At 41.7% G+C, this 8,955-nt stretch carries 10 protein-coding genes; 1 reads left to right on the plus strand and 9 read right to left on the minus strand.

Features of this window, described 5'->3' with window-relative positions:
* Positions 1 to 11: 11 nt before the first annotated feature.
* From panC to ACFX4L_RS11645, 9 genes are all read right to left on the minus strand, one after another.
* Positions 12 to 860: a pantoate--beta-alanine ligase gene (gene panC / locus ACFX4L_RS11605; RefSeq protein ID WP_377384160.1), complete on the minus strand. Its 849-nt coding sequence runs from the start codon at positions 858 to 860 to the stop codon at positions 12 to 14.
* The gene (gene panB / locus ACFX4L_RS11610; protein ID WP_089363167.1) at positions 857 to 1,693 is read right to left on the minus strand and encodes a 3-methyl-2-oxobutanoate hydroxymethyltransferase; all 837 of its coding nucleotides are present in this window, start codon (positions 1,691 to 1,693) and stop codon (positions 857 to 859) included. Before panB ends, panC begins: the two co-directional genes overlap by 4 nt.
* 346 nt (positions 1,694 to 2,039) lie before the next feature.
* The gene (locus ACFX4L_RS11615; RefSeq protein WP_061463854.1) at positions 2,040 to 3,020 is read right to left on the minus strand and encodes a biotin--[acetyl-CoA-carboxylase] ligase; all 981 of its coding nucleotides are present in this window, start codon (positions 3,018 to 3,020) and stop codon (positions 2,040 to 2,042) included.
* Positions 3,005 to 4,198 (minus strand): CCA tRNA nucleotidyltransferase, encoded by a 1,194-nt coding sequence (locus ACFX4L_RS11620; RefSeq protein WP_377384157.1) that lies wholly within the window; start codon positions 4,196 to 4,198, stop codon positions 3,005 to 3,007. The genes ACFX4L_RS11615 and ACFX4L_RS11620 overlap by 16 nt, the downstream gene beginning before the upstream one ends.
* A 13-nt stretch (positions 4,199 to 4,211) precedes the next feature.
* Entirely contained in the window at positions 4,212 to 5,351 is a 1,140-nt protein-coding gene (gene bshA, locus ACFX4L_RS11625) for an N-acetyl-alpha-D-glucosaminyl L-malate synthase BshA (protein WP_089363163.1), read from the minus strand.
* A gap of 4 nt (positions 5,352 to 5,355) precedes the next feature.
* The gene (gene bshB1 / locus ACFX4L_RS11630; RefSeq protein WP_377384153.1) at positions 5,356 to 6,069 is read right to left on the minus strand and encodes a bacillithiol biosynthesis deacetylase BshB1; all 714 of its coding nucleotides are present in this window, start codon (positions 6,067 to 6,069) and stop codon (positions 5,356 to 5,358) included.
* Positions 6,053 to 6,478 carry a methylglyoxal synthase gene (locus ACFX4L_RS11635; protein ID WP_061463858.1) on the minus strand — a complete coding sequence of 142 codons (426 nt, stop codon included), beginning with the start codon at positions 6,476 to 6,478 and terminating at the stop codon, positions 6,053 to 6,055. The genes bshB1 and ACFX4L_RS11635 overlap by 17 nt, the downstream gene beginning before the upstream one ends.
* 16 nt (positions 6,479 to 6,494) lie before the next feature.
* Positions 6,495 to 7,295 carry a 4-hydroxy-tetrahydrodipicolinate reductase gene (gene dapB / locus ACFX4L_RS11640; protein ID WP_284470323.1) on the minus strand — a complete coding sequence of 267 codons (801 nt, stop codon included), beginning with the start codon at positions 7,293 to 7,295 and terminating at the stop codon, positions 6,495 to 6,497.
* Positions 7,288 to 7,647, minus strand: a complete 360-nt coding sequence (locus ACFX4L_RS11645) for a nucleotide pyrophosphohydrolase (protein WP_061466131.1) — start codon at positions 7,645 to 7,647, stop codon at positions 7,288 to 7,290. Before ACFX4L_RS11645 ends, dapB begins: the two co-directional genes overlap by 8 nt.
* A 166-nt stretch (positions 7,648 to 7,813) precedes the next feature.
* Between ACFX4L_RS11645 and ACFX4L_RS11650 the strand changes: the two genes are divergently transcribed.
* Positions 7,814 to 8,686, plus strand: a complete 873-nt coding sequence (locus tag ACFX4L_RS11650; protein WP_061463860.1) for a YitT family protein — start codon at positions 7,814 to 7,816, stop codon at positions 8,684 to 8,686.
* Positions 8,687 to 8,955: the final 269 nt, after the last annotated feature.

Raw genomic sequence — 8,955 nt, forward strand, 5'->3', positions numbered from 1 at the left:
CCTATCATTATTTATTCTATATTTATAGTGATATTATCAATTAGCCTTGCATGCTTGAACTTAATTGCCATTGCAATGATGACGTGTCCAGATAGCGTTTCAATTGGTTTAAGTTCCGGGTATTGATAGACTTCAATATAGTCGATCACTCCACTTGTATGGGCACCAATATGTTCACTTACTAGAGCAGTGACGGCTGCAGCATTTCTTTCACCTGATTCAACCGCCTCTTTTGCCTTTAATAAACTTTGGTAGAGCTCTTTAGCTTCCATGCGTTCCTGAACTGATAGGTTTACATTTCGCGAGCTCTTCGCTAACCCATCTTCTTCGCGTACGGTATCTACAGCAACAAGCTGGATCGGGAAATTAAAGTCTTGGATCAATCCATCTATCACGGCAACTTGCTGGGCATCCTTCTTACCGAAGTAAGCCCTATCAGGGAGGATGATATTGAAGAACTTCGTTAAGACTGTCGCTACACCATCAAAGTGTCCAGGCCTTTGTCTTCCGCATAAACAATCCGTCCTGCTTTGGACAACAACTTTGACCGATGGTTCTTCACCATACATTTCGTGGACTGTTGGGTAGAAGAGATAATCCACTCCGGCCTTTGCTGCGACATTCTCATCCCGCACCAAATCACGTGGATATGTTTCAAAATCCTCATTTGGTCCAAATTGCAACGGATTAACAAAAATACTCAATACCACAATATCATTTTCATTGCGCGCCTTTTCCAGAAGGGTAGCATGCCCCTGGTGTAAAAAGCCCATTGTCGGCACATAGCCAATGCTATTATGATGGCTTTTTTCCTCTCGGAGCGCCTGCTGCAACTCAGCTGCTGATGTAAAAGTTTTCATCTTTTCCCTCCGTAAAGTTCTGTAAGCTGCTCTTCCTTCATCGTAAATGAATGTTCTTTCGACGGAAAATCTTTGGATTTCACTTCATTCACATACCTGTTTATCGATTGGCCAATCAGTTCATTGGCATCTCCATAAACTTTTACGAATTTTGCAACGCGATTTACTCCATACCTGATGACATCATGATAAACGAGGACTTGACCATCCGTATCTGCACCTGCCCCAATTCCAATGGTCGGGATTCCCAAATTGCGTGTTGCGAGTTCTCCCACTTGATATGGTACACATTCAAATACTACTGCCATCGCCCCCGCCGCTTCACACTTTTTCGCATCTTCCACGAGCTGTGCCGCAGCATCGGCGTCTTTTCCTTGCACTTTATATCCGCCAAGAACTCCGACTGATTGAGGAGTCAAGCCAAGATGGGCTACAACCGGAATGCCTGCCTTTGTCAATGCTGATATTTTTTCAACAACATCATCTGCTCCTTCAAGCTTCACGGCATCAGCATGACCTTCCTGCATGATACGGGCTGCATTCTTGAGTGTTTCATCCATAGAAAGGTGATAGCTCATAAAGGGCATATCGGTCACGACAAATGTATTTGGGGCCCCGCGTTTTACTGCCTTTGTATGATGGATCATGTCATTCACCGTAACAGGGATGGTTGATTCATAACCCAAAACGACCATTCCTAAAGAATCGCCGACTAAAATCATGTCTACACCTGATTGTTCCGCTAACTTTGCTGACGGAAAATCATATGCCGTAAGCATGACAATTTTCTCTTGATTTTGTTTCATTTTCAAAAAATCCCCGGACAATTTCATTACGTTTCCTCCTTTTTGATGGAGGAGATGAAAACATCAGCGTTACAAAAACTGGTGTCTATACATTCATACGCAAAAAAAAGACTGACTAAAAAAGTAACTGTTTCCAACGAAAAATGGTTTAAAAACCATATATCGTTCAATAAACAGCACTTGTCTTTTTAGCCAATCCCTTTGTTCCATCAGAAGTTTCATCCCTCCGTCCCAGTCCAATTCTCTGGATCAAGGCAGATTTTCAAATAATTTGGTATTTATGGGGGTGCAGTTCACATGAGATACTGCCCACTTGAATTATATCAAGCCAAATTCAAAAATTCTATTTATTTTTCACGAATTTGACAAAAATCTACTGAATTTCAATATCTGCTGAATAAATCGAATGTACGGTCCCTTTTCCGTCTTCAAGGAGTAAAACGCCTGAATCCGTTATGCCCAATGCCTTTCCAACAATCGTGTCATTGACAGTACTGGCTTTGATAACCTGTCCAAGGCTGATCGCATAACTCTCCCATAATTCCTTTATTGGCATGAAGCCTTCATTTAAATAGAGGTCGTACAAGTTTTCCAGACGAAACAATGCTCTTTGAATGACCTTGGACCTTGAAACCGTTTCTCCACTTTCTATGAAAAGGGACGACGCTTTTCCGTGCAGATCTTCCGGAAAATCCACCAATTTCTGATTGATATTCATTCCAATCCCGATAATGACAGAATGGATCCTATCCGATTCCGCCTGCATCTCCGTCAGGATGCCTACCACTTTCTTACGATTCACCAAAATATCATTCGGCCATTTTATTTGTGGTTTTAAATCAGTTGTATCCTCTATCGCCTGTGCCACAGCGACCGCGGCCAATAATGTCAGTTGAGGAGCCTCATGAATCGGAATTTTCGGTCTTAGGATTAGACTCATCCAAATACCGCTGAATTTTGGGGAATGCCAAGATCTCATCAATCTTCCTTTTCCGGATAACTGCTCCTCGGCAACGACGAGCGTCCCCTCCTGAACTCCTTCATTCGCTAATTGATGCGCAATTTTTTGAGTGGATTCCACTGTTTCCTGATAGTGGATCATCTTGCCGATTGTTTTTGTTTCCAGACCAAGTTGTATTTCGCTTTCGGACACTTTTTCCGGCGCTGATATGATCCGATAGCCTTTTTTCCTAACGGCTTCAACATTATAACCTTCACTGCGCAAGTCTTCTATATGCTTCCAGACCGCTGTACGCGAACAGCCAATATATTCAGCAATTTCCTGACCGGATTTAAATGCACCATCTGCTTTTGAGAGGGCTTCCATCAGCTTTGTTCTTAACTCAGATTGCATTTTTCCAGCCACCTCTTTATTTCTTCTTTATCATTTCTTAATTCTTCATTCAAGACAGCTTTCAATATTATTTCCAAGTATTCTTTCACCCATGGACCTGGTTTTTCTTGATGCCAAATTAATAAATCCGTCCCTTTAACGGCAAGATCCGACATATCCTTTATAATGAGTTCATTATATCGGTGATGGGCGTTCTCCTCTGCATCCGTTACATTTCTCCCTGTCAGGGCTGCCTTGACTTTAGCAGCTTGTACAGTTATGCCCTGACCTGCCTGAAATACATCGATGGTTGAATTTTCAAAGGATGGTTCTTTCTTCACCAGCTGTATGATACGTTGAACGTTCCTTATTGTTTTCAATGGCAGCTTCCATGCCCTTAATGCCTCTTCCATGTCCTGATCACTTGTATGAACCATGATTATAGACCATATTTCTGTGGCTTTTAGCTGATGAAGCGGAAGATTTAGTAATTTCCCTAAATGATCCTTCTTACTGGAGAATTGAGGAAGGTATTGATATAATCCGCTTTCTAGCAAGAGTGAGAAAGCCCTTTTTTTATTGATGCCGGTCAATAGCTTCTCAAATTCAACCAGGATTCTTTCGACAGCTATTTCACTGATGATCTGGGCGTTCTCTTTAAGGGAATCAAAAGATTCTTGATCCAGTTCAAAATCAAGTTGACTGACGAACCTTAATGCACGCATCATTCTCAAAGCATCCTCATGAAACCTTTCGTGCGGGTTGCCAACCGTGATAATCCTTTTTTCTGCTAAATCATGTCTACCATTAAATGGATCGATAATATTACCGGACTTATCCATTGCCATTGCGTTCATTGTAAAATCCCTTCTTTGTAAATCCTCAGTCAAAGAACGGACAAATTGCACAGAATCAGGTCTCCGGAAGTCCGAATAATCGCTTTCTGTTCTAAAAGTCGTAATTTCGTATGTACCCGAATCCGCAATTACAAGCACTGTTCCATGGTCAATCCCGATATCAGCCGTTTTTGGAAAAATCCTTTTGATTTCCTGGGGTGTTGCGGAAGTAGCGATGTCCACATCGTTGATGGGACTGCCGAGGATATAATCCCTCACAGAGCCACCAACGAAATAGGCCTCGAATCCTGCTTTTTCAATTAATTCAAGAATGGGTACTGATTTTAAGAATAACTGATCCATCAGCATCCCCTCCTTATTTCATAGATTTTCCTTCAAGTGCTTTAATGTAGATGGCTTCATACTCTGACATGATTGTATCCGAGTGAAAATCGGTGTTGGCCCTTTTCAGCGCAGCCTCTGAAAAACGTTTATGTAAAACCGGGTCGCTTAAAAGCCCAATCGCTTTTTCAGCAACCGTTTTAACATCTCCCAATTCACAAATATAACCAGTCTCACCATCAACGATGACCTCCGGAATCCCTCCGATATTCGTTCCGATACAAGGAACTCCACATGCCATCGCCTCGAGCAGCACAAGTCCGAAACTCTCTTTTTCCGATAACAGGAATATCACATCACTGATTGAATATAATTCGGCAAGGTTATCCTGCTTACCAAGAAACAAAACCGATTCATCGATTCCAAAATCTTTAGCCAATTTCAATACGGTTGTAACTTCCGGACCGTCCCCTACGAGCAGAAGCTTAGCGGGCATATCCTTTTGAGTTAAATAAAACGCCTGGATGACGTCTTTCACACGCTTGACCGAACGGAAATTCGATACATGTATGACCACTTTTTCATTTTCCCTGATACCGTATTCATCCCTTAGATATTCGGAATTCGTTTTATGGTAATCCCTTTCATCAATAAAATTATAAACGGTTTTTATTTCCTTATCCGGAGCGATTAAATCATGCGTTTCCTGCACAAGAGAATTAGATACCCCTGTAACTACATCGGATTGCTCTATCCCGAATTTTATCAAATTGGTCAATGAGGGATCATGCCCTAATACCGTTATGTCCGTACCATGCAGTGTGGTCACAATCTTTACTTCATTACCTGACATCTGCTTTGCAAGGATTGCACAGACAGCATGCGGAATCGCATAATGAACGTGAAGGATATCTAATTTCTCCCGTTTTACGACATCCGCAATCTTGCTCGCAAGTGCCAGGTCATATGGTGGATATTGAAAGACTGAGTACGAGTTCACTTCAACTTGGTGATAAAAAATATTGCAGTACATCTTATTCAAGCGAAAAGGAAGGCTTGAAGAAATGAAATGTATCTCATGTCCTTTTTCTGCAAGCATCTTGCCTAATTCAGTTGCTACGACACCAGAACCCCCAACTGTAGGGTAACAGGTAATTCCAATTTTTAATTTCATAAGATTATTTTTCTCCTAACAAGTCGGCATCGATCAGTAGCGGTTTTTTTGTCATGAATCCTTCCGCATAGGCGACACCCACTTCTTTTCCGAACATCCGCTCCCGTGCCTCCACAGTCTCGATATAGCCATTCACTAGCGGGGTTTCAACAGTTACATCACTTTTTTCGAATTGGCTGCCATATGCTCTAAGGCTATCCAGCTTTTTCGTTATTGAAGAAGTGATGTCCACTACGAAGTCCGGTTTGTGAAAACCATTTATCATATAATAGTACATATTTTGGACACGATGAGAATCAGGTCCATTTTCTTCCATATATTTTTTGACTCCTGCCGAAAAAACTGCTTCTTCCACTAATTTGGCACAGTTTCCATGATCGGGATGGCGATCTTCCAAAAAAGGTGCAAAAACAAGTGCAGGTTTATATTTACGGATCACCTTAATGATTTGATCTATGTACTCCGCTTTCATATATAAACCCCGGTCAGGTAAATCAAGGGAAATCCTCTTCGCCCCAAGGATTTCTGCAGCATTTCGTGCTTCCTCTTGCCGTAATGGAACGGTTCCATTGGATGACATTTCAGCTTTTGTCAAATCACAAATGACAATTTCCCTGCCTTGTTGCACATATTTAGCAATCGTGCCTCCCATACCGATTTCAACATCATCCGCATGTGCGCCGAAAGCCAGGATATCTATATTACTTTTGTTTATCATTTATCTCACCTTGTTTTTTCCGTAGTTTAAGCCAATCCATATACCCATGTTTCAAACCTTGTATCAGTACTTCTGCCGTGCCCATATTGGTCGCTAAGGGGATTTCATAGACATCGGAAAGGCGTATAAGCGCTGATACATCAGGTTCATGTGGCTGTGATGTCAAAGGGTCGCGGAAAAATAGGATCATATCCATTTCTCCGCGTGCAATCATTGCACCTATTTCCTGATCTCCACCAAGAGGTCCCGAATGAAAGCGATGGACAGGCAGTGATACTTCTTCCATAATTCGTTTTCCGGTCGTACCTGTAGCAAATAATTCATGCTGCTCGAATACAGCTTTATAAGCTGTTACAAATTGAATGATATCTTCCTTTTTCTTATCATGGGCAATTAAGGCAATCCTCATCGTATATCTCCCATCCCTATTCGATAATATTTTCCAGGCCGTATACAAGAATATCCAATTTCATGACGGTATCGACCGCGAGTTTGACCCCTGACATGAAGGATGCCCGATTAAAGGAATCATGCCGAACCGTCAATAGCTCTCCATCACTACCGAAAAGCACCTGTTGATGAGCAACCAGTCCCGGAAGCCGTACGCTATGGATATGCATGCCATCTACATTTGCCCCTCTTGCCCCCTGAATGGTTTCTTTTTCATCAGGGTGCCCCTGTTGTTTCATTTCACGTACAGCAGCAATCATATCTGCCGTTTTGGAAGCAGTCCCCGAAGGTGCATCCAGTTTTTGATCATGATGCATTTCTATAATTTCCACATCCGGGAAATACTTTGCAGCCATTTGTGAAAACTTCATCATCAAAATGGCTCCAATTGCAAAGTTTGGCGCGATGATGCAACCGATGCCCTTTTCTTTTGTTAAAGAATCCAGCTTCGCTAAATCTTCCTTTGTAAAACCTGTCGTTCCCACTACAGGCCGGATGCCATGGTTAAGTGCCATTTCGGTATGAAACATCCCCACTTCAGGTGTGGTTAAATCAATCAATACGTCAGCTTTTACAGAAGAAAAACATTCATTTATATCCGAATAAACAGGTGCTTCAATACCTTGAAAACCTTCTATTGTGGAGAGGCTTACCCCGTTATGCTTACGATCTATGACAGCTGCCAATTCAAATCCTTCTGTCCTATGTACAAGCTTCACCGCTTCATTTCCCATTCTGCCACGAGGACCAGCCACAATCACTTTTACTTTACTCATCTTTACCTTCACCCTCCATTTTCTCTTCTTTTTTTGTCCATCTATCTTTATCACGGGTTGTAAACTTATGCATGACCTTATCATGTGAGCTTTGAAGGTCAATCCCTAAAGAATTGGCAAAACAAATTAAAACAAAAAGCATGTCCCCCAATTCCGCTTCTACGGTATTCTCTTCCTCAGTTGCTTTCTTTGGTTTTTCGCCATGATAATGATTGACTTCCCTGGCCAATTCCCCAAGTTCTTCAGACATCCGTGCGAGCATGGCCAGTGGGCTGAAATATCCTTCTTTGAACTGTCCTATGTATTGGTCGACTTCCGCTTGCATTTGTTGGATCGTCTTGTGATTTTCCATATAATCACCCATTCTTGATTTTCGTTTTCACACATTATACCTTCTCCATGTTAGCTAAAAGTGAAACATATGACAACAGATACGTTCGAGAATCAAAATTGCTCATAGTTGGTTAATTAGTTATAATTAGTAAATTGATGATATGCAAACCTTTGGAGGTATGGACATGCTTTTGGGCTTAAAATTGAAAAATACTATATTCATCCTTTTTGGGGCTGGAATCTTCGCCTTTGGACTTGTGCACTTTAACATGCAGAACCATTTGGCCGAAGGCGGATTCACCGGTCTCACCTTGATTATATATCAACTTATTGGGATAAATCCTTCTTATTCTAATTTGGTTTTGAATATTCCCTTATTTGCAATAGGCTGGAAATATTTGGGTCGCACATCTTTCTTTTATACGATTATCGGAACGGTTGGCCTCTCCGTTTGGTTATGGGTTTTCGAGAAATATCAAATCGAAATCAATCTCGGAAACGATTTGATGCTGGTGGCATTGTTTGCTGGGGTATTTGTTGGTGTCGGGTTGGGCATCATCTTTCGTTACGGGGGGACTACAGGCGGTGTAGATATCATTGCCCGTTTTGCCCACCGGTACTTGGGAATTGGCATGGGACGAACCATGTTCATCTTTGATGCCGTAGTTATCGGCCTGTCCATCCTTACCTACCTGGATTACCGGCAAGCGATGTATACCCTCGTTGCCGTATTTATAGGTGCTAGAGTAATCGACTTTATGCAAGAAGGAGCTTATGCCGCTAGAGGTGCCATGATCATTAGTGAGAAAAACAAGGAAATTGCAGAAAAAATCATGAATGATATGGAGCGGGGCGTAACAGTATTAAGGGGATATGGGTCCTTTACACGCAATGACCGGGAAGTGCTCTATTGTGTTGTTGGGAAAAATGAGCTTGTCCGCTTAAAAAATGCCATAACATCGGTTGACCCCCATGCATTCGTATCTGTAAGTGAAGTGCATGACGTATTAGGTGAGGGCTTTACCCTTGATGAGAATAAGAACCCGATTGAAAGATAATAGATTGGCAGAGGCATTACCGAATTGAATGTAATCCTTTTGAATGTTTCCCCGAATACTGAATTTTATAAGCAGTGTACAACAAATATTTTTATAGGTTTTTAAAAACGCATATTAATTTAAAAAAGGACGCCATAATTATGGCGTCCTCAGGCTGTCGACAAAAGGGGTTCGGAATGTATTAATTCCGAACCCCTTTTGATATTTTCTTGGAATTTTGCTCAAGATTAAGAGCTTGGGTCTCTACGAGCCCACTATGTTAGGCCATT

Source organism: Peribacillus sp. YIM B13482 (assembly GCF_042787975.1).
GTDB lineage: Bacteria > Bacillota > Bacilli > Bacillales > DSM-1321 > Peribacillus > Peribacillus simplex_A.